The 26,090-nt window shown below is 59.3% G+C and carries 23 protein-coding genes; 12 read left to right on the top strand and 11 right to left on the bottom strand.

Translation table 11 applies throughout. The features are described from left to right. Window positions 1–58: 58 nt before the first annotated feature. Entirely contained in the window at window positions 59–958 is a 900-nt protein-coding gene (locus ACI514_RS01785; protein WP_160059220.1) for a LysR family transcriptional regulator ArgP, read from the bottom strand. A 96-nt stretch (window positions 959–1,054) separates the two neighbouring features. Between ACI514_RS01785 and ACI514_RS01780 the strand changes: the two genes are divergently transcribed. The 10 genes from ACI514_RS01780 to ACI514_RS01735 all read left to right on the top strand — a co-directional run bounded on the left by ACI514_RS01780 (window position 1,055) and on the right by ACI514_RS01735 (window position 15,256). Beyond that, window positions 1,055–1,456, top strand: a complete 402-nt coding sequence (locus tag ACI514_RS01780; protein ID WP_160059221.1) for an ACT domain-containing protein — start codon at window positions 1,055–1,057, stop codon at window positions 1,454–1,456. A 5-nt stretch (window positions 1,457–1,461) separates the two neighbouring features. Beyond that, the gene (locus ACI514_RS01775; protein ID WP_077574344.1) at window positions 1,462–2,064 is read left to right on the top strand and encodes a LysE/ArgO family amino acid transporter; all 603 of its coding nucleotides are present in this window, start codon (window positions 1,462–1,464) and stop codon (window positions 2,062–2,064) included. A 345-nt stretch (window positions 2,065–2,409) separates the two neighbouring features. Further along, complete coding sequence (locus tag ACI514_RS01770; protein ID WP_007918933.1) at window positions 2,410–3,006, top strand: superoxide dismutase; 597 nt, start codon at window positions 2,410–2,412, stop codon at window positions 3,004–3,006. Between the two features lie 331 nt (window positions 3,007–3,337). Further along, complete coding sequence (locus ACI514_RS01765; protein ID WP_077574345.1) at window positions 3,338–5,389, top strand: bifunctional diguanylate cyclase/phosphodiesterase; 2,052 nt, start codon at window positions 3,338–3,340, stop codon at window positions 5,387–5,389. A gap of 229 nt (window positions 5,390–5,618) precedes the next feature. After that, window positions 5,619–6,965 carry an imelysin family protein gene (locus ACI514_RS01760; RefSeq protein WP_405122976.1) on the top strand — a complete coding sequence of 449 codons (1,347 nt, stop codon included), beginning with the start codon at window positions 5,619–5,621 and terminating at the stop codon, window positions 6,963–6,965. Between the two features lie 278 nt (window positions 6,966–7,243). Continuing rightward, entirely contained in the window at window positions 7,244–8,671 is a 1,428-nt protein-coding gene (locus ACI514_RS01755; protein ID WP_405122975.1) for a di-heme oxidoredictase family protein, read from the top strand. Between the two features lie 27 nt (window positions 8,672–8,698). Beyond that, window positions 8,699–9,763: an imelysin family protein gene (locus tag ACI514_RS01750; protein WP_405122974.1), complete on the top strand. Its 1,065-nt coding sequence runs from the start codon at window positions 8,699–8,701 to the stop codon at window positions 9,761–9,763. Window positions 9,764–9,777: 14 nt separating this feature from the next. Beyond that, the gene (locus ACI514_RS01745) at window positions 9,778–10,878 is read left to right on the top strand and encodes a DUF1513 domain-containing protein (RefSeq protein WP_405122973.1); all 1,101 of its coding nucleotides are present in this window, start codon (window positions 9,778–9,780) and stop codon (window positions 10,876–10,878) included. Window positions 10,879–11,058: 180 nt separating this feature from the next. Further along, window positions 11,059–12,207: an efflux RND transporter periplasmic adaptor subunit gene (locus ACI514_RS01740; RefSeq protein WP_405122972.1), complete on the top strand. Its 1,149-nt coding sequence runs from the start codon at window positions 11,059–11,061 to the stop codon at window positions 12,205–12,207. A gap of 13 nt (window positions 12,208–12,220) precedes the next feature. Then, window positions 12,221–15,256 carry a multidrug efflux RND transporter permease subunit gene (locus tag ACI514_RS01735; protein ID WP_405122971.1) on the top strand — a complete coding sequence of 1,012 codons (3,036 nt, stop codon included), beginning with the start codon at window positions 12,221–12,223 and terminating at the stop codon, window positions 15,254–15,256. A 166-nt stretch (window positions 15,257–15,422) separates the two neighbouring features. On the opposite strand, the gene ACI514_RS01730 is transcribed toward ACI514_RS01735, so the two are convergent. The 5 genes from ACI514_RS01730 to colR all read right to left on the bottom strand — a co-directional run bounded on the left by ACI514_RS01730 (window position 15,423) and on the right by colR (window position 19,149). Next, window positions 15,423–15,650: a hypothetical protein gene (locus ACI514_RS01730; protein ID WP_016986677.1), complete on the bottom strand. Its 228-nt coding sequence runs from the start codon at window positions 15,648–15,650 to the stop codon at window positions 15,423–15,425. 2 nt (window positions 15,651–15,652) lie between these two features. Then, window positions 15,653–16,369: a lipopolysaccharide kinase InaA family protein gene (locus ACI514_RS01725; RefSeq protein WP_160059227.1), complete on the bottom strand. Its 717-nt coding sequence runs from the start codon at window positions 16,367–16,369 to the stop codon at window positions 15,653–15,655. Between the two features lie 4 nt (window positions 16,370–16,373). After that, a complete protein-coding gene (locus ACI514_RS01720; protein ID WP_160059228.1) occupies window positions 16,374–17,042 on the bottom strand; it encodes a class I SAM-dependent methyltransferase in 669 nt (222 codons plus the stop codon). Window positions 17,043–17,203: 161 nt separating this feature from the next. Continuing rightward, a complete protein-coding gene (locus tag ACI514_RS01715) occupies window positions 17,204–18,478 on the bottom strand; it encodes a HAMP domain-containing sensor histidine kinase (protein WP_160059229.1) in 1,275 nt (424 codons plus the stop codon). Further along, window positions 18,478–19,149, bottom strand: coding sequence for a two-component system response regulator ColR (gene colR, locus ACI514_RS01710; protein WP_160059230.1), 672 nt, complete (start codon window positions 19,147–19,149; stop codon window positions 18,478–18,480). Before colR ends, ACI514_RS01715 begins: the two co-directional genes overlap by 1 nt. 221 nt (window positions 19,150–19,370) lie before the next feature. Here colR and ACI514_RS01705 point away from each other — a divergent pair, with 221 nt between their 5' ends. Continuing rightward, window positions 19,371–20,114, top strand: a complete 744-nt coding sequence (locus ACI514_RS01705) for a phosphatase PAP2 family protein (protein ID WP_405122970.1) — start codon at window positions 19,371–19,373, stop codon at window positions 20,112–20,114. Window positions 20,115–20,304: 190 nt separating this feature from the next. On the opposite strand, the gene groL is transcribed toward ACI514_RS01705, so the two are convergent. The 4 genes from groL to ACI514_RS01685 form a co-directional block, all read right to left on the bottom strand. Then, on the bottom strand, window positions 20,305–21,951 hold the full coding sequence (groL, locus tag ACI514_RS01700; protein WP_016986670.1) for a chaperonin GroEL: 1,647 nt from the start codon (window positions 21,949–21,951) through the stop codon (window positions 20,305–20,307). Between the two features lie 50 nt (window positions 21,952–22,001). Then, a complete protein-coding gene (locus ACI514_RS01695; RefSeq protein ID WP_039758325.1) occupies window positions 22,002–22,292 on the bottom strand; it encodes a co-chaperone GroES in 291 nt (96 codons plus the stop codon). Window positions 22,293–22,540: 248 nt separating this feature from the next. Beyond that, complete coding sequence (locus ACI514_RS01690) at window positions 22,541–23,017, bottom strand: FxsA family protein (RefSeq protein ID WP_405122969.1); 477 nt, start codon at window positions 23,015–23,017, stop codon at window positions 22,541–22,543. Window positions 23,018–23,082: 65 nt separating this feature from the next. Further along, window positions 23,083–23,814, bottom strand: a complete 732-nt coding sequence (locus ACI514_RS01685; RefSeq protein WP_405122968.1) for a HugZ family protein — start codon at window positions 23,812–23,814, stop codon at window positions 23,083–23,085. Window positions 23,815–23,977: 163 nt separating this feature from the next. Here ACI514_RS01685 and ACI514_RS01680 point away from each other — a divergent pair, with 163 nt between their 5' ends. Beyond that, on the top strand, window positions 23,978–24,736 hold the full coding sequence (locus ACI514_RS01680) for an SDR family oxidoreductase (RefSeq protein WP_160059234.1): 759 nt from the start codon (window positions 23,978–23,980) through the stop codon (window positions 24,734–24,736). Window positions 24,737–24,868: 132 nt separating this feature from the next. Here ACI514_RS01680 and apbC read toward each other — a convergent pair whose 3' ends face one another. Then, window positions 24,869–25,963: an iron-sulfur cluster carrier protein ApbC gene (gene apbC, locus ACI514_RS01675; protein WP_160059235.1), complete on the bottom strand. Its 1,095-nt coding sequence runs from the start codon at window positions 25,961–25,963 to the stop codon at window positions 24,869–24,871. Between the last annotated feature and the right edge of the window lie 127 nt (window positions 25,964–26,090).

The raw sequence follows: 26,090 nt of genomic DNA, 5'->3' as shown, positions 1-26,090 counted from the left end.
TCTAGCTGCAAGTTTAAAACGGTGCGCAGCGCTTGACTTGCCGCTTGCAGCTTGACGCTCATGGCTGTTTTAAAGGCACCAGCCATTGCGCCGATGAACGCACCAATTGCTCGGTCAGCAAGCCCAGCAACTGACCGCCATTGCGCCAATGATGCCAGTACAACGGCACGTCGATCGGTTTATCTGGCAACAGTTCCCGCAATAACCCGCGTTGCAGTTGATCGCGCACTTGCAGTTCCGGCACCAGGCCCCAGCCGAGTCCGGCTTCGGTGAGGCGGATAAAACCCTCCGAGGACGGGCATAAGTGGTGTTCGAATCCACCATCGACACCCAGCGAGGCGAGATAGCGATGCTGGAGGAAATCATCCGGGCCGAACACTAGCGCCGGGGTGCGCGGCAATTGCTCTGCGCGTACGCCGTCGGGGAAATGCCGATCAATGAACGCCGGGCTGGCCAGCGCGCGATAACGCATCGCCCCGAGCAACACACTGCGCGCGCCGGCCACCGGTCGTTCGCTGGCGCAAAGGCACGCGGCCACTTCGCCGGCGCGCATGCGTTTGAGGCCGACCGTCTGATCTTCGACAATCAGATCGAGCAGCAAATGTTGTTCAGCACAGAAATCGCCTACAGCTTCAGCCCACCAGGTGGCGAGGCTGTCGGCATTCAAGGCGATGCGCAGACGTTCCGGCAGGCCCTCTTCGTCCAGCGCGGGCACCAGCGTCTGCAAGTCGCGCTCAAGCAAACGCACCTGCTGCACATGGTTGAGCAGTCGCCGGCCAATCTCGGTCGGCGATGGCGGCGTACCGCGCACCAGCACCGGTTGCCCGACCCGCGCCTCCAGCAGTTTGATCCGCTGCGAAATCGCCGACTGTGACAACCCAAGCACCTGCGCGGCCCGTTCGAATCCGGCCTGCTCGACCACGGCGGCCAAAGCAGAAAGCAATTTATAGTCGAACATCAGTTTTCCTAATGAGCGATCAGCACTATTGGTTTTTCTTATACAGGTTTCGCCCGGAGAATAGCCAGCAAGCACTCTTTATCAAGGAACACACTTATGGCTGGCGAAACTTCACTCTCGACTCTATTGCGCAGCATGAGTCCGCAACTCAACGCTGGTGAATACGTGTTCTGTACCCTGCGCGACGGTGTGTTGCCGAGCGGTCTGGAGGTTGTCGGTAGCTTCCGCGAGCAGGAAGGCCTGACCGTGATTGTCGAACGTACCGACGCCGAACAGGCCGGTTTCAGCTTCGACTATGTCGCGGCGTGGATAACTCTGAATGTGCATTCGGCGCTGGAAGCGGTGGGCCTCACCGCCGCGTTTGCCACGGCATTGGGTAAAGCCGGGATCAGTTGCAACGTGATTGCCGGCTATTACCACGACCATTTGTTCGTCGGTCAGGCCGACGCCGAACACGCCATGCAAGTGCTGCGCGATCTCGCAGCCAACGGGGAGTGAATCTTATGTGGCAAAGCTATGTGAACGGCCTGCTGGTGGCGTTCGGACTGATCATGGCGATCGGCACGCAGAACGCGTTTGTATTGGCGCAGAGCCTGCGTCGTGAACATCACCTGCCGGTGGCGGCGCTGTGCGTGGTGTGCGATGCCCTGCTGGTGGCGGCCGGGGTATTCGGGCTGGCGACGATTCTGGCGCAGAACCCGACGCTGCTGGCGATTGCCCGTTGGGGCGGCGCGACGTTTCTGATCTGGTACGGCAGCCAGGCGCTGCGCCGGGCCTGTTCGAAACAGAGCCTGGGTCAGGGCGAGAACCAGACTGTGCGCTCACTGCGGGCGGTGATGCTCAGCGCTTTGGCCGTGACGCTGCTCAATCCGCACGTTTATCTGGATACGGTGTTGCTGATCGGCTCTCTCGGCGCGCAGCAATCGGTGCCGGGCGCTTATGTAGTGGGCGCGGCGAGCGCTTCGTTGCTGTGGTTTTTCACGTTGGCATTGGGCGCTGCGTGGTTGGCGCCATGGCTGGCGCGTCCGAGCACTTGGCGGATTCTCGATCTGGTGGTGGCGTTGATGATGTTTACCGTGGCCGGGCAATTGATTTTCGCCAGCTGATTTATTCCAAACAGCTAAGGGGATGCCCTCACTAAATGACGGGGCGGCGGCCCTTCGGGTTGGAGCTGTGATCGTGCCAAGCGGCGTTGCGGGACTCCAAGAGGCAAAAAGCATCCTCTTCGTCCCGCGCCTTGCTTGGCACGATCACAGCTCCAACGCGATCCGTCATTTAGTGAGGGCATCCCCTTGAACCTCTATCCCACACAGTTGTTGCGTGGTTATGCCGCAACCCCGGTGCTATGATCGAAACCCTGCGCCGCAAAGAGTAAAAACTCGCCGGTGCATTTCTGGCCGCCCGTGATCGGCCTTGCGCTCACCGCAACAGACCTGATTAGGAGAATCATCATGGCTTTCGAATTGCCGCCGCTGCCTTACGCACACGATGCCCTGCAGCCGCACATTTCCAAGGAAACCCTGGAATACCACCACGACAAGCACCACAACACCTATGTCGTGAACCTGAACAACCTGGTGCCAGGCACCGAGTTCGAAGGCAAGACCCTGGAAGAAATCGTCAAGACTTCCTCGGGCGGTATCTTCAACAACGCCGCTCAGGTCTGGAACCACACTTTCTACTGGAACTGCCTGGCGCCAAACGCCGGCGGTCAACCAACCGGCGCGCTGGCTGAAGCCATCAACGCAGCCTTCGGTTCGTTCGACAAGTTCAAGGAAGAGTTCAGCAAAACCTCGATCGGCACCTTCGGTTCCGGCTGGGGCTGGCTGGTGAAAAAGGCTGACGGTTCCCTGGCCCTGGCCAGCACCATCGGCGCCGGCAACCCGCTGACCAGCGGCGACACCCCGCTGCTGACCTGCGACGTCTGGGAACACGCTTACTACATCGACTACCGCAACGTTCGTCCTAAGTATGTCGAAGCGTTCTGGAACCTGGTCAACTGGAAGTTCGTTGCTGAGCAGTTCGAAGGCAAAACCTTCACCGCTTAAGCTGCGCGCCAGTCAAAAAACCCGGCTTTTGCCGGGTTTTTTATGCCTGCGTTTAAATAGCGTTTTTCTCACCCTGAAAGCCGTCTACCGCTGCTTGCTGCCGTGCCACAGCGGGCTACCATCAAAAAGACGAAAAAATGCTGCGAACCGCTCAAGTTGAAGGCCGAAACTACCGACACAGTACAAATAGGGCTAATACTCCAATCAGCAGCATTTCGGCCAAGGCCACGGGCAAATCATCCCCGGTCTGATTGTCCCTTTGACTGCCAACACGGGATTGCCAATACTCATGGCAACTTGACGCTACCCGCACGGAACAAGGAATAAACCTTTGAAGCTGGAACTCAAGAACAGCTTGTCGGTGAAGTTGCTCCGGGTCGTGCTCCTGTCGGCATTGATCGTAGGCGTAGTCTTGAGCTGCGCGCAGATCGTTTTCGATGCCTACAAAACCCGCCAGGCTGTTGCCGGCGACGCCGAACGAATCCTCGACATGTTCCGCGATCCCTCGACCCAGGCTGTCTACAGCCTCGACAGGGAGATGGGCATGCAGGTGATCGAAGGCCTGTTCCAGGACGATGCCGTGCGCCAGGCCTCAATCGGCCATCCCAACGAAGCCATGCTCGCGCAGAAATCCCGCGACCTGCAGCAGTCCAACAGCCGCTGGCTGACTGACCTGATCCTCGGCCAGGAACGCACCTTCACCACGCAATTGGTGGGACGTGGGCCGTACAGCGAGTATTACGGCGATCTGAGCATCACCCTCGATACCGCCACTTATGGCGAGGGCTTTATCGTCAGTTCGGTGATCATCTTCATTTCCGGGGTTTTGCGCGCACTGGCCATGGGTCTGGTGCTGTATCTGGTTTATCACTGGCTGCTGACCAAACCGTTGTCGCGGATCATCGAACACCTCACCGAGATCAACCCGGATCGCCCCAGCGAGCACAAGATTCCGCAGCTCAAGGGCCACGAAAAAAACGAACTGGGAATCTGGATCAACACCGCCAATCAGTTACTTGAGTCGATCGAGCGCAACACCCATCTGCGCCACGAAGCCGAAAACAGCTTGTTGCGAATGGCCCAGTACGACTTCCTCACCGGCCTGCCGAACCGCCAGCAATTACAGCAGCAACTGGACAAGATTCTGGTCGACGCCGGCAAGCTGCAACGTCGGGTCGCGGTGTTGTGCGTGGGACTGGATGATTTCAAAGGCATCAACGAGCAATTCAGCTACCAGACCGGCGACCAATTGTTGCTGGCTCTGGCCGATCGCTTGCGTGCCCACAGCGGCCGCCTCGGCGCCCTCGCCCGCTTGGGCGGCGACCAGTTTGCGCTGGTGCAAGCCGACATCGAACAACCTTACGAAGCGGCGGAACTGGCACAAAGCATCCTTGATGATCTGGAGGCGGCGTTCGCCCTCGACCATCAGGAAATCCGCCTGCGCGCGACCATCGGCATCACCCTGTTCCCGGAGGACGGCGACAGCACCGAAAAGCTGTTGCAAAAAGCCGAGCAGACCATGACCCTGGCCAAGACCCGCTCGCGCAACCGTTATCAGTTCTACATCGCCAGTGTCGACAGCGAGATGCGCCGTCGTCGTGAACTGGAAAAAGACCTGCGTGATGCGCTGTTGCGCGATCAGTTCTATCTCGTCTATCAACCGCAGATCAGCTATCGCGATCACCGCGTGGTCGGCGTCGAAGCGCTGATTCGCTGGCAGCATCCGGAACACGGTCTGGTGCCGCCGGACCTGTTCATTCCGCTGGCCGAGCAGAACGGCACGATCATCGCCATTGGCGAATGGGTGCTCGATCAGGCCTGCAAGCAATTGCGCGAATGGCACGATATGGGTTTCGCCGACCTGCGTATGGCGGTCAACCTGTCAACGGTGCAGTTGCACCACGCCGAATTGCCGCGCGTGGTCAATAACCTGCTGCAGATGTACCGCCTGCCGCCGCGCAGCCTGGAACTGGAAGTCACCGAAACCGGCCTGATGGAGGACATCAGCACCGCCGCGCAGCACTTGCTCAGCCTGCGCCGCTCCGGCGCGCTGATCGCCATCGATGACTTCGGCACCGGGTATTCGTCACTGAGCTATCTGAAAAGCCTGCCGCTGGACAAGATCAAGATCGACAAGAGCTTCGTCCAGGATCTGCTCGATGACGACGACGATGCGACCATCGTTCGCGCGATCATTCAACTGGGCAAGAGCCTCGGCATGCAGGTGATCGCCGAGGGCGTGGAAACCGCCGAGCAGGAAAGCTACATCATTTCCGAAGGCTGCCACGAAGGTCAGGGCTACCACTACAGCAAGCCGCTGCCGGCCCGGGAACTGGGCGCCTATCTCAAACAGGCACAACGCACTAACGCGGCCATTCTCTAAAAGTCAAAAGATCGCAGCCTGCGGCAGCTCCTACATGAATCGCATTCCCCTGTAGGACCTGTCGAGTGCAACGTGGCTGCGATCTTTTGATCTGTGCCATCACACCGACGTAAATAAGAAATATTTCCAGCCACAACCCTTTACACATAATGCGAAAGATTTGCATTATGTCGCAGTTTTGCGCACCCCCAGCGCGAGTCCACTCAACTATCGAAGCAGGATGTTCGCCATGATTCGTATGCCTCTGGCTACCGCCAGTCTGCTGGCCATCGCTATTTCCCTCGCCGGTTGCGGCGAAGGCAAAGACAAGGCCGCCGCTCCGGCCGCACCGACGCCAGCCGCCAGCACCGCCGCACCTGCGGCTGCTCCTGCCGCTGCCGGTAAAGTCGACGAAGCCGCCGCCAAGGCTGTGGTCGCGCACTACGCCGACATGGTCTTCGCCGTTTACAGCGATGCCGAATCCACCGCGAAAACCCTGCAGACCGCCGTCGACGCTTTCCTCGCCAAGCCGAACGCCGACACCCTGAAAGCCGCCAAGGCCGCCTGGGTCGCCGCGCGCGTTCCGTACCTGCAGAGTGAAGTGTTCCGCTTCGGCAACACCATCATCGACGATTGGGAAGGTCAGGTTAACGCCTGGCCACTGGACGAGGGTCTGATCGACTACGTCGACAAATCCTACGAGCACGCACTGGGTAACCCGGGCGCCACCGCCAACATCATCGCCAACAGCGAAGTCCAGGTCGGCGAAGACAAGGTCGACGTCAAAGACATCACCGCGGAAAAACTCGCCAGCCTCAACGAGCTGGGCGGTTCCGAAGCCAACGTCGCCACCGGCTACCACGCGATCGAATTCCTGCTCTGGGGCCAGGATCTGAACGGCACCGGCCCTGGCGCTGGCAACCGTCCGGCCTCCGACTACCTGGAAGGCGCCGGCGCCACTGGCGGTCACAACGATCGTCGTCGTGCCTACCTGAAATCCGTGACCCAACTGCTGGTCAGCGACCTCGAAGAAATGGTCGGCAACTGGAAGCCGAACGTGGCTGACAACTACCGCGCCACTCTGGAAGCCGAGCCGGGCGAAACCGGTCTGCGCAAAATGCTCTTCGGCATGGGCAGCCTGTCGCTGGGCGAACTGGCGGGCGAGCGCATGAAGGTTTCCCTGGAAGCCAACTCCCCTGAAGACGAGCAGGACTGCTTCAGCGACAACACGCACAACTCGCACTTCTACGATGCCAAAGGCATTCGAAACGTTTACCTGGGCGAGTACACCCGTGTTGACGGCAGCAAAATGACCGGCGCCAGCCTGTCGTCGCTGGTGGCCAAGGCTGACCCGGCTGCCGACACCGCACTGAAAGCCGATCTGGCTGCAACTGAAGCCAAGATCCAGGTCATGGTTGATCACGCCAACAAGGGTGAGCACTACGACCAGTTGATCGCGGCGGGCAACACCGCTGGCAACCAGATCGTTCGCGACGCCATCGCCTCGCTGGTCAAGCAGACCGGTTCGATCGAAGCCGCTGCCGGCAAACTGGGCATCAGTGATCTGAACCCGGACAACGCTGATCACGAGTTCTGATCAACCGCGTCTGCGTCAAAAAAGGCGACCTTCGGGTCGCCTTTTTCATACCTGCCGTACACAAACCTTTGTAGGAGTGAGCCTGCTCGCGATAGCGGAGTGTCAGCCAGAAGTTAGTCGACTGACACTCCGCTATCGCGAGCAGGCTCACTCCTACAGGGGTTTTGCATTGCTCTTCAGATTTGCGCTGTATCAAGCAAACGATAATTCCTCTTATTCAATCATCCCGGCCCTGTTAGACTTTGCGCCTTTATTTTTGCCCGTCCGCAGGATGTCTGATGCCCTCGCTGCCTCTTCGCTTGTCCGCACTGTTGCTGGCCCTGGGCCTGAGTGCCTGCGATGACGCCCCGCGTTTCACCAAGGCCGAGCCCGGTGAAGCCCGTTCGGGCGGTGCAGCGACCGTGCGCAAGACTGATCAGAATGCGTTCTCGTTGCCTTCGGCGAATCTGCCACCGTCGCGGCGGGTGGATTTCAGTGTCGGCAACAGTTTCTTCCGCAGCCCATGGGTGATCGCACCGTCGACCACCACTGCGCGCGATGGTCTCGGCCCGCTGTTCAACACCAACGCCTGCCAGAACTGCCACATCAAGGACGGTCGCGGCCATCCGCCAACGCCGGATGCCGCCAACGCGGTATCGATGCTGGTGCGCCTGTCGATCCCTGATGCGCCGAAATTCGCCAAGCTCATTGAGCAAGTCGGCGTAGTGCCGGAGCCGGTCTATGGCGGCCAGTTCCAGGACATGGCGGTGCCCGGTGTCGTGCCGGAAGGCAAAGTCCGCGTTGACTACACGCCAGTGCCGATTCGTTTCAAGGACGGCACCGAAATCGAACTACGCAAACCGGTCTTGCAGATCACCCAGCTCGGCTACGGCCCGATGCACCCGGACACGCGTTTTTCCGCCCGCGTCGCGCCGCCGATGATTGGCCTGGGCCTGCTCGAAGCGATCCCCGAAGAAGCCATCCTTGCCAATGCCGCCGCACAGGCCAAAGCGAAAAACGGCATCAATGGCCGCCCCAATCAGGTCTGGGATGACGCCTTGCAGAAAACCGTCATGGGCCGATTTGGCTGGAAAGCCGGGCAACCGAACCTCAATCAACAAAATGTTCACGCGTTTTCGGGTGATATGGGTCTTACGACGAGCTTGAGACCCTTTGATGACTGCACCGACGCGCAAACCGCCTGCAAACAGGCGCCAAACGGCAATGGCCCGGACGGCGAACCGGAAGTCAGCGACAACATCCTGCGTCTGGTGTTGTTCTATAGCCGCAACCTCGCCGTGCCGGCACGCCGTGGCGTTAACGATGCAGACGTCATCGCTGGCAAAAACCTGTTTTTCCAGGCTGGCTGCGATTCCTGCCACACGCCGAAATACACCACCGCCGCCAACGCCGCCGAACCTGAACTGGCCAATCAGGTTATTCGCCCGTACAGCGATCTGCTGCTGCATGACATGGGCGACGGTCTGGCCGACCACCGCACGGAATTCCAGGCCTCCGGCCGCGACTGGCGCACGCCGCCGTTGTGGGGGATTGGCCTGACGCAAGCGGTCAGTGGCCACACACAGTTTTTGCATGACGGTCGCGCGCGCAATCTGCTTGAAGCGGTGCTCTGGCACGGCGGCGAAGCGCAAGCCGCGCAGCAACAGGTTTTGTCTTTCAATGCCGAGCAGCGCGCTGCGTTGCTGGCGTTTTTGAACTCACTTTAAACACTGATAAAGAATCGGGAGCCCGACATGTTCCGTCCCAAGCTACTGTTCACCAGCCTTGCCGCACTCGCCCTCGGCGCCTGCTCGCCACAGGATCCGCAAGCGGTCACCTCGGCAGCCATCGCCAAATCGGTGATCCTGCCGACCTACACCCGTTGGGTCGAGGCCGACAAGCAACTGGCCGTCAGCGCCCTCGCCTACTGTCAGGGCAAAGAAACCCTGGAAACCGCCCGCGCCGACTTCCTCCACGCACAGAAAGCCTGGGCCGAGCTGCAACCGCTGCTGATCGGTCCGCTGGCCGAGGGCAACCGTTCGTGGCAGGTGCAGTTCTGGCCGGACAAGAAAAACCTCGTCGGCCGTCAGGTCGAGCAGTTGGTCGTCGCGCAGCCGCAGATTGATGCCGCCGCACTGGCCAAATCGAGCGTCGTCGTTCAAGGCCTGTCGGCTTACGAATACATCCTGTTCGACGCCAAGCCTGACGTGGCCAACGCCGAGCAGAAAGCCAAGTACTGCCCGCTGCTGATCGCCATCGGCGAGCGTCAGAAGCAACTGGCCGAAGAGATTCTGCAGAACTGGAACAACACCGACGGCATGCTCGCGCAGATGACCAAGTTCCCCAACCAGCGCTACGCCGACTCCCACGAAGCGATCGCCGATCTGCTGCGCGTGCAGGTCACCGCGCTGGACACCCTGAAGAAAAAACTCGGCACGCCAATGGGCCGCCAGAGCAAGGGCGTGCCACAGCCGTTCCAGGCCGATGCATGGCGTAGCCAGTCGTCCCTGACCGCGCTGGAAGCCAGCCTCGCCGCCGCCAAAGCCGTGTGGGAAGGCGTCGACAACAAAGGCCTGCGCGGTCTGTTGCCGGCTGAGCAGAAGCCACTGGCGGACAAGATCGACGCTGCCTACGCCGCTTCGCTGAAACTGTTCGACAGCACTCAGCGTTCGCTCGGCGAAATGCTCGAAGACGACGCCGGTCGTCAGCAACTCAACGACATCTACGACAGCCTCAACGTCGTCCATCGCCTGCACGAAGGTGAACTGGCCAAGGCGCTGGGCATCCAACTGGGCTTCAACGCCAACGACGGTGACTGATGAGGGCAACGGCCATGCTGCGACGTCAGGTTCTGACTTTAGGTAGTGCACTGCTGGGAGCAGTGACGCTGGGCGGCTGGACGCTGTTCAAACGCAAGGATCAGAGCCCGCTGTTGCTGTCGGCGCGCGACGACACCGACGGCAAGCATTACGCCGTCGGCTATCGTCTGGATGGCACGCGGGTGTTCGCCACCGAAGTCGGCCAGCGTTGCCACGACATCATCAACCACCCGACGCAGCCGATCGCGCTGTTCGTCGCACGTCGCCCGGGCACCGAAAGTTACCTGATCGATCTGCGCGACGGCACGTTGCTGCAGACGGTGACGTCGCAGCCGAACCGGCACTTCTACGGCCACGCCGTGGTGCACAAGGACGGCGAATACCTGTACGCCACCGAGAACGACACGACCGATCCTGGCCGTGGTTTGCTCGGTGTGTACAAGTTCGAAGGCGAACGGCTGGTGCATAGCGGCGAGATTTCCACCCACGGCCTCGGCCCGCATCAGGTGTCATGGATGCCCGATGGGGAGACGCTGGTGGTGGCCAACGGCGGGATTCGTACTGAGGCGGAAAGCCGCGTCGACATGAACCTCAACGCCATGGAGCCGAGCCTGGTCTTGATGCAACGTGACGGCACTCTGCTGAGCAAGGAAACCCTCGCCCAGCAGATGAACAGCGTGCGCCATCTGGGCATCGCCAGCGATGGCACCATCGTTGCCGGTCAGCAGTTCATGGGCGCCTCGCATGAGCGTTCGGAGCTGCTGGCGATCAAGCGTCCGGGGCAGCCGTTCGTGGCGTTCCCGGTGCCGGAGCATCAGTTGCAGTCGATGGGGCATTACACCGCCAGTGTTGCGGTGCACAGCGATTTGCGTCTGGTCGCACTGACAGCTCCGCGTGGCAATCGCTTCTTTATCTGGGATCTGGACAGCGGCGAAGTGCGCCTCGATGCGCCGTTGCCCGATTGCGCCGGTGTCGGTGCGGTGAAGGACGGTTTTGTCGTGACCTCCGGGCAAGGACGTTGCCGGTACTACGATTGCCGTCAGGATGAGCTGTTGGCCAAGCCGCTGGAATTGCCGGCGGGGCTCTGGGACAACCATCTTCATCTGATGGCATAAAACAGCCTTAAAAGATCGCAGCCTGCGGCAGCTCCTACATTGGAATGCACTCCCCTGTAGGAGCTGCCGCAGGCTGCGATCTTTTTGCGCCACCCTGTAAGAACTGCCAGTTGGAATCCCCCCTGTACTCGGAGTAATGTGCCCGCCTGTCTCACCTGATTTATCCAAGGAACTGGAAATATGCTGCGTCGCCGCATGCTGATCATGTTGGGTGTTGTTTTGTTGATCGTCCTGGTGCTGGGCGGGTACAAGGCCTTTTCGATCTACACCATGATCCAGGGCTTTTCCAAGCCGAAACCGCCGATCAGCGTCGCCGTGGCCAACGCCTCCGAACGCCCGTGGCAGATGCGCCTGCCCACCGTCGGCAGCCTCAAGGCGCTGCAAGGCGTCGACCTGAGTCTTGAGGTCGCCGGCACTGTCACCGAACTCAAATTCGAATCAGGACAAAAGGTCAAGGCCGGGCAACCGCTGCTGCAACTCGACAGCGCCGTCGAAGCAGCACTGCTGGAGACCGCCAAGGCCGACCTGGGCCTGGCGCAACTGGACTTCGGTCGTGGCAGCCAACTGATCGACAGTCGCGCCATTTCCAAAGGTGAATACGACCGGCTCTCGGCTGTTCTGCAAAAGGAGCGAGCCACGGTCAATCAGCTCAACGCAGCGCTGGCGAAAAAGCGCATTCTCGCGCCGTTCAGCGGCACCATCGGCATCCGCCAGGTCGACATTGGCGACTACCTCGCCAGCGGCACCAAAATCGCTACCCTGCAGGATTTGAGCAGCCTCTACGCCGACTTCTACGTGCCCGAGCAATCGATCCCGAAGCTGGCCATCGGCCAACCGGTGAATATCTCGGCTGCCGCCTACCCCGGCCAGACCTACCCGGGCAAGATCAGCGCGATCAACCCGATCGTCGAAAGCAGCACACGCAATATTCTGGTGCGCGCCACCCTGGCCAACCCCGATGGCAAACTGCTGCCGGGCATGTTTGCCAGCCTTGAAGTGCTGCTGCCCGATCCGCAAAAACACATCGTCGTGCCGGAAAGCGCGATCACCTACACCCTCTACGGCAACTCGATCTACGTGGTCGGGCAGAAGAAAGCCGAGGACGGCAGCGTCGAAAAGGATGACAAGGGCCAACCGGTGCTGATCGCCGAACGCCGCTTCATCGAAACCGGTGAACGCCGTGATGGCCTGGTAATGATCAACAAGGGCGTGCAGAGCGGCGAACAAGTGGTGACGGCCGGCCAGATCAAACTGGACAACGGCGCACAAATTGCCATCAGCGACGACAAGACCCTCGGCGAGCAGAACAGTCCGCCTCGCGCCGACTGATCAAGGAATCCCCATGGCTTTTACTGATCCGTTCATCCGCCGCCCGGTGCTCGCCACCGTGGTCAGTCTATTGATTGTGTTGCTCGGCTTTCAGGCCTGGAGCAAGTTGCCGCTGCGCCAATACCCGCAAATGGAAAACGCCCTGATCACGGTGACCACCGCTTACCCCGGGGCCAACGCCGAAACCATTCAGGGCTACATCACCCAGCCAATGCAGCAAAGTCTGGCGAGCGCCGAGGGCATCGACTACATGACCTCGGTCAGCCGGCAGAACTTCTCGGTGATCTCGATCTACGCACGCATCGGCTCCAATACCGACCGCTTGTTCACCGAACTGCTGGCCAAGGCCAACGAGGTGAAAAACAAGCTGCCGCAGGACGCCGAAGACCCGGTGCTGAGCAAGGAATCGGCCGACGCTTCGGCGCTGATGTACATCAGCTTCTTCAGCAAGGATTTGAGCAACCCGCAGATCACCGATTACCTGTCACGGGTGATCCAGCCAAAACTGGCCACCCTGCCGGGCATGGCCGAGGCGGAGATTCTCGGCAATCAGGTGTTCGCCATGCGCCTGTGGCTCGACCCGGTGAAGCTCGCCGGTTTTGGCCTCAGCGCCGCCGACGTGACCAACGCCGTGCGCCAGTACAACTTCCTCTCCGCCGCCGGCGAAGTGAAAGGCCAGTACGTGGTCACCAGCATCAATGCCAACACCGAGCTTAAATCCGCCGAAGCTTTTGCGGCGATTCCGCTCAAGGTCAGTGGTGACAGCCGCGTGCTGCTCAGCGATGTCGCGCGGGTGGAAATGGGCGCGGAAAACTACGATTCGATCAGCTCGTTCGGTGGCACGCCGTCGGTGTATATCGGCATCAAGGCCACCCCGGGCGCCAACCCGCTGGACGTGATAAAGGAAGTGCGCAAGCTGATGCCCGAGCTGGAAGCGCAACTGCCGCCGAACCTCAAGAGCGAGATCGCTTACGACGCCACATTGTTTATTCAGGCCTCGATCGACGAAGTGGTGAAAACCCTGTTCGAAGCGGTGCTGATAGTGATTGTTGTGGTGTTCCTGTTCCTCGGCGCACTGCGCTCGGTAGTAATCCCCGTGGTGACCATTCCGCTGTCGATGATCGGCGTGATGTTCTTCATGCAGATGATGGGCTACTCGATGAACCTGCTGACGCTGCTGGCGATGGTGCTGGCCATCGGTCTGGTGGTCGACGATGCGATTGTCGTGGTGGAGAACATCCACCGGCACATCGAGGAAGGCAAGACACCGTTCGATGCAGCGCTGGAAGGCGCACGGGAAATCGCCATGCCGGTGGTCTCGATGACCATCACCCTGGCGGCGGTGTATGCGCCGATCGGTTTCCTCACCGGGTTGACCGGGGCGCTGTTCAAGGAGTTTGCCCTGACCCTGGCCGGCGCGGTGGTAATTTCCGGCATCGTCGCCCTGACCCTGTCGCCAATGATGTGCGCGTTTTTGCTGCGTCACGAGGAAAACCCCAGTGGCTTGGCACACCGCCTCGACCGTATCTTCGAAGGCCTCAAGCGCCGCTATCAAAGCATGCTGCATGGAACGCTGAACACACGGCCGGTGGTGCTGGTATTCGCCGTGATCGTGTTGTGCCTGATCCCGGTGTTCCTCAAGTTCACCAAATCGGAGCTGGCCCCGGACGAAGATCAGGGCATCATTTTCATGATGGCCACTGCGCCGCAGCCGACCAACCTTGATTATCTGAGCACCTACACCGACGAGTTCATCAAGATCTTCAAGGAATTCCCGGAGTACTACTCCTCGTTCCAGATCAACGGCTACAACGGCGTGCAGGCGGGCATCGGCGGCTTCCTGCTCAAGCCGTGGAACGAACGCAGCCGCACACAGATGCAAATCCTCCCCGAGGTGCAAGGCAAACTCGAACGTATCCCGGGTTTGCAGATCTTCGGTTTCAACCTGCCCTCCTTGCCCGGCACCGGTGAAGGCTTGCCGTTCGAGTTTGTGGTCAATACCGCCAACGATTACGAGCTGTTGTTGCAAGTCGCCGACCGGATCAAGAAACGCGCGATGGAATCGGGCAAGTTCGCCTTCGTCGACCTCGATCTGGCGTTCGACAAACCCGAGGTTGTGGTCGATATCGACCGCGCCAAAGCGGCGCAGATGGGCGTGTCGATGCTGGACCTCGGTGGCACGCTGGCGACGCTGTTGGGCGAGGCGGAAATCAACCGTTTCACCATCGAAGGCCGCAGCTACAAGGTGATTGCTCAGGTCGAACGGCCGTATCGTGATAACCCGGACTGGCTGAACAATTACTACGTGAAGAACACCCAGGGTGAGCTGCTGCCACTGTCGACGCTGATCAAGGTCAGCGACCGCGCGCGACCGCGTCAGCTCAATCAGTTTCAGCAGCTCAACGCGGCGAAGATTTCCGGTTTCCCGTTGGTCAGCATGGGCGAAGCCATCGACACGGTGTTGCAGATTGCCCGCGAAGAAGCACCGGCCGGGTTTGCCTTCGACTATGGCGGCGCCTCACGCCAGTTCGTTCAGGAAGGCAGCGCGTTGTGGGTGACGTTTGCCTTGGCCCTGGCGATTATCTTTCTGGTGCTGGCGGCGCAGTTCGAGAGCTTCCGCGATCCGCTGGTGATTCTGGTGACGGTGCCGTTGTCGATCTGCGGGGCGCTGATTCCGTTGTTTCTCGGCTGGTCGAGCATGAACATCTACACCCAGGTCGGGTTGGTTACGCTGATCGGCCTGATCAGTAAACACGGAATCCTGATCGTCGAGTTCGCCAACCAGTTGCGCAAGGACAAAGGCCTGACGGCGCGTGAAGCCGTTGAGGAAGCGGCGGCGATTCGCTTGCGGCCGGTGCTGATGACCACGGCGGCGATGGTGTTTGGCATGGTGCCGTTAATTCTGGCCACGGGTGCCGGTGCGGTCAGCCGCTTCGATATCGGCATGGTGATTGCCACGGGGATGTCGATTGGCACATTGTTTACGCTGTTCGTCCTGCCGTGTGTTTACACCCTGCTGGCGAAACCCGAGCCTAAACCAACCGCGTAACCCCTGTAGGAGTGAGCCTGCTCGCGATAGCGGTATGTCAGTTAATAATGATTTGAATGACACACCGCTATCGCGAGCAGGCTCACTCCTACAAGGGATGTGTGTTGCTCCAGGCATAAAAAAAGGCCTCGCATCTGCGAGGCCTTTTATGTGGGCTTCAATCGTTTCAACTCTGCGGCCTCATCCCTTGAGAAAGTCCGAACATGAACAGCAATAAATCATGATCGGGTTTGGTCGCCACGGCGGCTTTCGCCACCCGTGGGACGGCGCAGTGGGCGTCGTCTACGGACGCGCCAACCACCTGCATGCGAGGCTGCTCCCAGGCAGCCACCGCCAATGACGCAACTGCCAAGGCTCCAACCAAAAACAAACCTCGTGCAATTTCTAGTTTCATCGCTATAAACCTTTGATAGCGCTGCCAAACGCCGTCTCATAAAAGTAGACGAGTTTTTTCCAGTCCGCGTCGCGGAACGACGAATGGCGGCGCAATTGCTTCATATCGTGGGAGGCTGCACGATAGGCGGTCAGACGCTGGCGGCACTTCTCCAGATCGATCAAAGCGACTTCGACATTGGCCGACTCACCTTCGCCCGTCACGCGCACAAACACGTGTTTGATGTAGATGCAGCTGTGCTGCCAACGACCCTTGTGCATGCGCGCCAGGTTCTCGGCGAGGTCCTTGAGCACGCGCTCATAAACCACATCGCCACATTGATCGCGACCGCCGGCAGCCGCCAGCCAGTGTTCCAGTTCCTGGAAACCGTCCAGGGACTTGGTCACCAGCAGCGCGCGCCATTTGTGTTGAGGATCAGGCTGGGCGCCGCAGAAAACGATTTCTGGCACGCGCACACCGAGCTTGCTGACGCCGGTCAGCGCATCCAGCTCGCGCAAAACCGTAGGCCGGCCGAAAGGGTGCAACCAGCTGCGATAGATATGACCCGTCTGGCGCTTGGCGTACAGCAGTTGACCATCGCGCCCCACGACCCTTTGCACACCACTTTCGCCACCGCGTCGAACATTGGGTTCTTCCACCCACTCACCGCGCTGGTTCCAGTAATAGTCAAAGCGATCTTGCGAAGCGACTTCCGTTTCTGCTGCCAATTGCACTGCCATCCTCTTACCTCTTGCGTAATACGTAAACCCGCCACATGGCGTAGAGCGGAATAAAGTCCAGTTGTTCCTGAATCCGAAAACCTGCTTCCTCGAATTCCTTTTCCACCGTAGCGGCCGGTAACACAAAGCGATTCTGATACTCGCGTTTGTCACGGTTGCGCTCGGCTCGCTGGCGTTTCCAGGCTTTGAAATTGCCATCAACCCACAGCGAAACGATCACACTGTCACGGGTGACACGCTCGAATTCGCGCAGAATCGCCCGGCGATGCTCGGCTTCACCGATATGGTGGAGCAGACGCATGCAGAAAATGCTGTCGACGGCGTTGTCAGGCAAGGCAATGTCGAAGGCAGATGTGTGCAAGGGTTGTACCCGTTTCACCACATCGGCCGGTTGCGACTGCATGGCCGTCTTGATCATCGACTCGGAATTGTCCGCGCCGATAATCACCCGATTGGCCTTTTCGCCCAACAGGGGCCAGAAACGCCCGGCACCGCAAGGCAGATCCAGCACCAGTCCCGGCTCACCCACCGACGTCAGCGCCTTGCGGGCCATCTGTTCGTCACGCCAGTGGGAGAGACGACGTCCAAGGCTTTCTTTGTGCTTGCGCAGGTATTTCTGCGCATGTTGATCGTCGTACTTTTCGGAAAAATCGAGTTTGATCGGACCGGCCATCACCTGGACTCCTGAATTGCTGATGTCACCACCTTAAGGAGCGGCGTGTCAGCGTCAGGTCATCCATTTGTGAAAAAAATGTCCGGTAAATAGACAAATTATTACAGCGTTATACAGGATTCAGACAGGTAAGAGGGAGTAGCCTTGCGCCACCCCCTGCGTCAGATTTTGCCCAGATCCACCTCGAAGCGGCAGCCATTGGGTTCCATCGTGCTCAAACTGACGGTCCAGCCCTGGTTCTCACAGATCCGCTGCACCAGCGATAACCCCAGCCCCAGGCCCTCGCCGCGCTTTTCGCTGCCACGTACGAAGGGCTCGAACATGGCTTCGCGCTTTTCTTCCGGAATGCCGACGCCGGAGTCTTCCACCGCGAAGCCATTGGTAGTGAGTGTCAGACGAATGAAGCCGCTTTCGGTGTAATGCAGCGCGTTGCGCAACAGGTTGCCCATCACGGCATTCAACAGGGTCGCGTTGTAGCGAATGTCTGATGGACTGCCAGGTTCGAAGATCAGTTTCAGGCCCTTGCTCTCGATCGGCCCGCGCCACAGACACAACAGACTCTCGGCAACTTGCGAAAGGTCCTGCTGCAGCGCCATGCCGGCATCTTCGTGCTGGGCACGCGCCAGCATCAGGAAGGTCTGCACCAACTCACGCATTTCTTCACTGGCGCGGGCAATACGCTCGACCTGCGAACGACCGCGCTGGTCGATCCCAGGGTTTTCCATCAGCAGTTCGCAGGAGCTGGCCAGCACCATCAATGGCGTTCGCAACTCGTGACTGACATCGCTGGTAAATAATCTTTCACGCGTCAGCGCCTGACGCAGGCGCCCCAACGTGGCGTCGAATGCCACCGCCAGCTCACCCACTTCGTCAGCCGCATAATCCGGTGCCAGCGGTGGTGCCAGGCCGAGTAACTGATCGCGGTGACGCACCTGCCTTGCCAGTCTCACAACCGGTGCCATCACTTTGCGCGCGAGCACCCAGCCGAGGAACACCGCCAGTGCCAGGCTGAGCACGAACCCCACCAGCACCACGGCAAACAGCACGCGCTCGCGCTCTTCAAAATCGCTTTGATCCTGCAGCAATACGTAACGTCGACCGTCAACGATTTCGACCATCGCGTGATACGACAGCTGCTCGCGAAACACTTCATGGAAACCTGAATCGAGGTGGCGCAGGTCTTTGGGCAACTCGAAATCGCCCGGCCCACCGCTGAAATAGAACAACTGATCCGGTTCCGGACGATGGCTCCAATCAGAAACGTTGTCCATCAGCAGCAGGCGCTGTAAATCGCCACCCAGCCCCGCTGAAATCAGTTTTTCTTCTACCAAGTGCACGGTCGCGACAATACCCATCGCAAAGGCTCCGGCCACCAATGCGCTCATCAAGGCAAAGGCAATAATGATCCGCTGGGATAGGCTTTGCTTAAACTCCATTACACATCGGCCAGCCGGTAACCCACGCCGTGCACGGTGTGCAGCAATGGTTTGGTGAACGGTTTGTCGATTACCTGACGCAATTGGTGGACGTGGCTGCGCAGGCTGTCGCTGTCCGGGCAATCATCGCCCCACAACGCCTCTTCGAGAATTTCCCGACGCAGCACGTGCGGGCTCTTCTGCATCAACACTGCCAGCAACTTGAGGCCGACCGGGTTGAGCTTGAGCAATTTGCCTTCTCGGGTCACTTCCAGCGTGTCGAGGTCGTAGCTCAGATCGGCGACCTGCAGCGCCCGACGGCCACCGCCTTGGGCGCGGCGCATTACCGCTTCGACCCGCGCGGCAAGTTCGGACAAGGCAAATGGCTTAATCAGATAATCATCAGCCCCGGACTTGAACCCCTGCAGACGATCATCGAGCTGATCACGAGCGGTGAGCATGATCACCGGCGTGTCGCGGCGGGCATCTTCACGCAGGCGTTTGCACAGGGTGTAGCCGTCGATCCCGGGCAGCATGATATCGAGGACGATCAGGTCGTAATGTTCGGTGGCGGCCAGATGCAGGCCTGACAGACCGTCTTGGGCGCAATCGACGGTATAGCCTTTGAGGCCCAGATAATCGGCCAGATTGGCCAGGATGTCGCGGTTGTCTTCGACCAGCAGAATTCGCATGGGCACCTCCTCCGTACGGGGTAACGGCCGTCTTGGCCCGCGCAGCTTACGGCCAAGTGTGGCTCAGGGCTAGGCGTGTGTCGGGTTGTTTAGCGATAAAAACGCTCATTGCGCATGCCAACGATTTTTTCACTTTCGGTTAACAAATCGGCGACGCCAGCACGCGCAGACTCCGCGCGGTTGCGCTCCTCAGAACATACTTACCGACCAAGGAATTGCCCATGGCGTCGACTTCTGCCCGCCCCGTTTCCAGGCCACTGAATTTTTGGTTATGCCTGGGAATCCCCACCTTCGCGGCGATCATTCTGGTAGTGCTGGAACTGACCGACCTGGACATGGATCTGGCCCGCCTGTTCTACGACCCAGTTGCCGGCGATTTTATCGGGCGGCACAGTTACTTCCTCGAGGACATCCTGCATGACCGCGCCAAACAGGTGGTCATTGTTTTCTCGGTGTTTGCCATCCTCGGTTTCATCGGATCGTTCTTCGTCGGCAGACTGAAACCGTTCAAGCGCGAACTGGGCTGTCTGGTACTGTCGCTGGGCCTTGCCACTTCGTTCGTTACCCCGGTGAAAGCGGTAACTGCGGTGCAATGCCCGTGGAGTCTGGAACAATTCGGTGGTCATGAAACCTATAGCAAGTTGATGGAGCATCGCCCGCAGACCGATAAGCCAGGCCGTTGCTGGCCGGGTGGTCATGCGGCAACGGGGTTCACTCTTTTTGCGCTGTTTTTTGTCTTGCGCGATCGCCGTCCGCGTCTGGCCCGTCAAGCATTCATCTTTGCCTTTGCATTGGGTTCGGTGTTTTCGATCAGCCGGATGATGCAGGGCGCGCACTTCTTTTCGCACAACGTGTGGACGGCGATTTTCTGCTGGCTGATTTGTCTGGGGTCGTATTACTGGGTGCTGTATCGCCCGGCGGTGAAGGCTGAAGTCGTCGCCAAAGCACACCCCGTCAGCGCCTGAAACACAAATCCAATGTAGGAGTGAGCCTGCTCGCGATAGCGGTGTGTCAGTCGCAATCATGTTGAATGAAATACCGCTATCGCGAGCAGGCTCACTCCTACAGGGGTTATGTGTGAAGCTGAAATTTGGGCAATAAAAAACCCCGCTGACTTTCGCCAGCGGGGTTTTGCGTTACAGGGACAAGGCTGGCTTACATCATGCCGCCCATGCCACCCATGCCGCCCATGTCTGGCATGCCGCCGCCAGCACCGCCGTCTTTCTTCGGCGCATCAGCTACTGCCGCTTCGGTGGTCAGGATCAGACCGCCGATCGACGATGCCGCTTGCAGAGCGGAACGAGTCACCTTGGTTGGATCCAGGATGCCCATTTCGATCATGTCGCCGTATTCGCCAGTCGCAGCGTTGTAACCGAAGTTACCTTTGCCGTTCTTGACTTCGTTGACCACAACGCTTGGCTCGTCGCCGCTGTTGGCAGCGATCTGACGCAGCGGAGCTTCAACAGCGCGGCGCAGAACAGCGATACCAACGTCCTGGTCAGCGTTGTCGCCTTTCAGGTCGTTCAGGGTTTGCAGAGCGCGGATCAGCGCAACGCCACCGCCAGGTACCACGCCTTCTTCAACGGCTGCACGAGTTGCGTGCAGGGCGTCTTCAACGCGGGCTTTCTTCTCTTTCATTTCAACTTCGGAACCAGCGCCAACCTTGATCACTGCAACGCCGCCGGACAGCTTGGCCAGACGCTCTTGCAGTTTTTCACGGTCGTAGTCCGAGGAAGTTTCAGCTGCCTGGGCACGGATCTGAGTGATTCGCGCCTGGATATCAGCTTCTACGCCAGCACCGTCAACGATGATGGTGTTTTCCTTGGAGATGGTCACACGCTTGGCGCTACCAAGGTTTTCCAGGGTAGCGGCTTCCAGGCTCAGGCCGATCTCTTCGGAGATAACGGTACCGCCGGTCAGAACAGCGATGTCCTGCAGCATGGCCTTGCGACGGTCGCCGAAGCCTGGCGCCTTGACGGCTGCGACTTTAACGATGCCACGCATGTTGTTCACAACCAGGGTCGCCAGGGCTTCGCCTTCAACGTCTTCGGAAACGATCAGCAGTGGACGGCCGGCTTTGGCAACGGCTTCCAGCACTGGCAGCATTTCGCGGATGTTCGAGATCTTTTTGTCGACCAGCAGGATCAGCGGGCTGTCCAGCTCGGCAACCATGGTCTCTGGCTTGTTGACGAAGTACGGGGACAGGTAGCCACGGTCGAACTGCATGCCTTCGACAACCGACAGTTCGTTTTCCAGGCCAGTGCCTTCTTCAACGGTGATCACGCCTTCTTTGCCGACTTTTTCCATGGCTTCGGCAATGATGTCGCCGATGGAGCTGTCGGAGTTGGCGGAGATGGTGCCTACCTGAGCGATTGCCTTGGTGTCAGCGCATGGCTTGGACAGGTTTTTCAGCTCTTTGACGATGGCGATGGTCGCCTTGTCGATGCCGCGCTTCAGGTCCATCGGGTTCATGCCGGCAGCGACGGCTTTCAGGCCTTCGTTGACGATCGACTGAGCCAGAACGGTAGCGGTGGTAGTACCGTCACCAGCGTCATCATTGGCACGGGAGGCAACGTCTTTGACCAGCTGCGCGCCCATGTTTTCGAAGCGATCTTCGAGTTCGATTTCTTTGGCGACGGAAACGCCGTCCTTGGTGATGGTCGGAGCGCCGAAGCTCTTCTCGATGATCACGTTACGGCCTTTCGGGCCCAGGGTCGCTTTTACTGCGTCAGCCAGGACGTTGACGCCCTTGAGCATTTTTTTACGGGCGGAATCGCCAAACAGAACTTCTTTAGCAGCCATGATCGATATTCCTTAAATACTTTGTAGTAGCGGGAAAATGAACGGGGGTATCAGCCTTCGATAACAGCGAGGATTTCGTTCTCGCTCATTACCAGCAGGTCTTCGCCGTCGACTTTCACAGTGTTGCTGCCGGAGTAAGGACCGAATACAACCTTGTCGCCCACTTTCACGGACAATGCATGAACTTCACCGCGCTCGCGTTTGCCTGGGCCTACAGCGAGGATTTCACCGTGGTTGGCTTTTTCAGCAGCCGAACCTGGCAGGACGATACCGCCAGCGGTTTTCTTTTCTTCTTCGCTGCGACGGATTACGACGCGGTCATGCAGAGGACGAAGCTTCATTGTCGATCTCTCCTAATTGTGGTTTTCATCGGCCGGTGTAGTCCCGGCGGGTTTAACAAATCCGGCCTGCGCCGGTTGCGGTTCGTCAAGCGAGCCGCGGAAGACTGACTGGCTCAAATGCCAGAAACCTTTCGGTGACCGATACATAAGGGCGCATAAGCTTATTACAAGGGCGAGCTGAGAAAATTTTTCACTCTGGAGGCCCGTAAATGAACACGGCACCCGAAGGTGCCGTGTGGCTAACGCAGTTACTTGCTGTCGCGGTGTTCGAACTCGCCTTCGATCACATCACCCTCGCGGCCCAGTGGCTGACGCGGTGCAGGACCGCCACGGGGTTGCAGATCGTCGGCGAACGCACGCTGACGCATGGCCTGTTCTTCGGCGCGCTGACGCATTTTGTTCGCCAGCAACCGGCGGCTGAATGGCAGCAACATCACCAGACCGACCACGTCGCTGATGAAGCCCGGCAGGATCAGCAGGCCACCGGCCAAAGCCAGCCTCAGCCCTTCGAGCATGGTTTGCGCGGGCAGTTCGCCGCGGTTCAGGCTTTCACGGGCACGCAGTGCAGTGGCCAGACCGGCGACGCGCAGCACAAAAACACCGAACATCGAGCCGACAATGATCAGCAGCAGGGCCGGGAAAAACCCGATAGCCCCTGCCACTTTGACGAATACGAACAGCTCCAGCACTGGAAACAGCAGAAAGAGCAACAGAAAAGGGCGCATCAAAGTTTCCTCAACGCAAGAAATGCCTTGCAGTAAGCCTTAGATGACGTCGCCCTTTCGTGAATTCAAGCGTCGACCACTGCATTTTTTGGCCAGACCTGTGCGTGAGCCAATGAAACCAAGGCTTCGCGCACTTGTGTCGGCGTATGACAAGGGGCTTGAAACGGCAACCAGTACAGCGCCTGACCGATGCGCAGGTGCATGCCTTCGATGTCGATTCCGGCCAGTTGCGCCGGCACGGTTTTCGGCAGACCGGCAAGGTCGACGTAGTGCGCGATGGCTTTGGCGTGGTCGCTGTTCATGTGTTCGACCATGCTGATTTCAGCCTTGCCGGCGAACGGATTGGCCAGGGTCAGTTGATCGACCCAGTGGATCGCGCCGAAACCGCCGATGTAGCGATGACGCACCGGAGTCAGCACCCAGAAATCGAAATCGTGGGCCTTGTGGTAGTTCTGCGAATCCGGGAAAAAACGGTAGTACCGCTCGGCGGCGGCATCGATGGCAGCGGCATCTTCGAGCTTCTGCGCTTCGGCCAGATAAGTCAGGCGACCAACGGCTTGCACGTCATCGGCTTCGCGCTCCCCCACCAACATCGAGCATTTAGGGTCTTTTTGCAGGTTGTGGGTGTGCTGGGCGATGCGACTGATCAGGATCAGCGGCCGACCCTGCTCATCCAGGCAGTAAGGCACCACGGAGCCAAAGGGAAAACCGGGCATCGATTTGGAGTGGGTCGACAGCACTCCCCGGTATTCCTTGAGAAGCAATTCTCGGGCATTCTTCGCCACTTCAACGCTCAATTTATGACTCCTTAAATAGTATCCGTCGAAAAAACGGACGGGCGCCCGGGATCAAGTCCCCGTCACGCCAGCGGGCAATTCTCATGTGCACCCTGCCAAGGCCGGTGCAGATCGGGAGTCGCTGAAAACAAAAACTACTCAGACCTGCTATCGGGGCATGCGAATGCAACTCAACGACAAAGTAATCATTATCACTGGCGGATGCCAGGGTTTGGGCCGTTCGATGGCCGAGTATTTCGCCGGCAAAGGCGCGAAGCTGGCGTTGATCGACCTCAATCAGGAAAAGCTCGACGATGCGGTCGCGGCTTGCAAGGCCAAAGGCGTCGAGGCGCGCAGCTATCTGTGCAACGTGGCCAATGAAGAGCAGGTCGAGCACATGGTCGCTCAGGTCGCCGCCGATTTCGGCGCGATTCACGGCCTGATCAACAACGCAGGGATCCTCCGTGATGGCCTGCTGCTCAAGGTCAAGGACGGCGAAATGACCAAGATGAGCCTGGCACAGTGGCAGGCGGTGATCGACGTCAACCTGACCGGCGTGTTCCTCTGCACCCGTGAAGTGGCGGCGAAAATGGTCGAGCTGAAGACCAGCGGCGCGATCATCAACATCTCGTCGATCTCGCGGGCGGGCAACGTTGGCCAGACCAACTACTCGGCGGCCAAGGCCGGTGTTGCTGCAGCGACAGTGACCTGGGCCAAAGAGCTGGCGCGTTACGGCATTCGTGTCGCGGGGATTGCACCGGGCTTCATCGAAACCGAGATGACCCTGGGCATGAAACCGGAAGCGCTGGAGAAGATGACTTCGGGGATTCCGCTCAAGCGCATGGGCAAGCCGGAAGAGATCGCCCATTCGGCGGCGTACATTTTCGAAAACGACTATTACACCGGGCGGATTCTGGAGATGGATGGCGGGTTGCGGATCTAACCCCCACCACAAAACCCGTGTAGGAGTGAGCCTGCTCGCGATTGCAGTCATTCATTCAACAAATCTGTTGAATGGTATTCCGCTATCGCGAGCAGGCTCACTCCTACAGGTTTATTCAGTGTTGCGGATGCATCAATCGTCGCTGATGGTGATATTCGGCATCGCCGGCGTTGCCGCTTCCTGCAACACGATCCGTGCGCCGACGTGGCGGGCCAGTTCCTGATAGACCATGGCGATCTGGCTGTCCGGCTCGGCGATCACCGTTGGCTTGCCGCCATCGGCCTGCTCACGGATCAGCATCGACAGAGGCAGCGAAGCCAACAGCTCCACACCGTACTGGGTCGCCAGTTTCTCACCACCGCCCTCACCGAACAGATGCTCGGCATGCCCGCAGTTCGAGCAGATGTGCACGGCCATGTTTTCCACCACGCCCAGCACCGGAATGTTGACCTTGCGGAACATTTCCACGCCTTTGCGCGCGTCGAGCAAGGCCAGATCCTGTGGCGTGGTGACGATCACCGCACCGGCCACCGGGACTTTCTGTGCCAGGGTCAACTGGATGTCGCCGGTGCCTGGCGGCATGTCGATGACCAGATAATCCAGATCGCCCCACGCGGTTTGCGTGACCAGTTGCAGCAGCGCGCCGGACACCATCGGCCCGCGCCAGACCATCGGCGTGTTGTCGTCGGTCAGAAAGGCCATCGACATGACTTCAACGCCATGGGCCTTGAGCGGCACGAACCACTTCTGATCCTTGACCTCAGGGCGGGTGCGCTCGGGGATGCCGAACATGATGCCTTGGCTCGGGCCGTAGATGTCGGCGTCGAGAATCCCCACTTTGGCGCCTTCACGGGCCAGGGCCAGCGCGAGGTTGGCGGCGGTGGTCGACTTGCCCACACCGCCCTTGCCCGACGCCACGGCGACCACGTTCTTGACGTTGGCCAGCCCCGGGATCTGCGCTTGCGCCTTGTGCGCGGCAATCACTGTGTTGACCTCGACCTTGGCGACAACCACGCCGTCGAGGTTTTCGATGGCCAGTTGCAACAATTGCGCCCAGCCGCTCTTGAACAGACCGGCGGCGTAACCGATTTCCAGCTGCACGTTGACGCGGTCACCGACGATCTCGATGTGCTTCACGCAACCGGCGCTGACCGGATCCTGGTTCAGGTAAGGGTCGGTGTATTGGCTGAGGACGGCTTCCACCGCTGCGCGAGTGACGGCGCTCATGGGCAACTCCGATAACAAGACTGGGAAAAGATGGCGGGTATCCTACCCCTTCTGTCCTCCGGACGGCACGCCCGGCAACGATTTGCAGGGGTGAAATATCTTTCCCGGCGCTTTATAGTGGCCGACC

Origin of the sequence: Pseudomonas sp. M20, assembly GCF_045037865.1 — a bacterium.
Classification (GTDB): Bacteria; Pseudomonadota; Gammaproteobacteria; order Pseudomonadales; family Pseudomonadaceae; genus Aquipseudomonas.
This window is presented reverse-complemented; position numbering and strand designations above follow the sequence as displayed.